This window comes from Halomonas sp. SIMBA_159 (assembly GCF_046536035.1).
GTDB classification, from domain to species: Bacteria; Pseudomonadota; Gammaproteobacteria; order Pseudomonadales; family Halomonadaceae; genus Vreelandella; species Vreelandella venusta_A.
Genome location: NZ_JAWJBT010001154.1, coordinates 1 through 251, shown reverse-complemented (window position 1 = coordinate 251; position 251 = coordinate 1). Strand labels below are relative to the sequence as shown.

Here is a 251-nt window from a genome sequence, read left to right as displayed (position 1 = left end):
ACGAGAGCAGGCGCTCATTATCCAGCGCGTCTTCGAGAACGCCTACAACTACATGAAATCCGGCACGTTGCTGCGGCAAGTCATTAACAAGATCAACGAAGTCGATTTCAATAACCGCGAAGACTGGCACACCTTTGGCGGCATCTATGAGCAAATCCTGCGCGACCTGCAAAGCGCGGGCAACGCTGGCGAATTCTATACGCCTCGCGCCGTCACCCGCTTTATCGTGAACCGCGTTGACCCAAAGCTGG

The 251-nt window shown here is 55.0% G+C and carries 1 protein-coding gene; it reads left to right on the top strand.

Features of this window, described 5'->3' with window-relative positions; translation table 11 throughout:
- Positions 1-251, top strand: a 251-nt coding sequence (locus R0J87_RS22895; protein WP_498889232.1) for an N-6 DNA methylase, incomplete at both ends; no start/stop codon positions are given.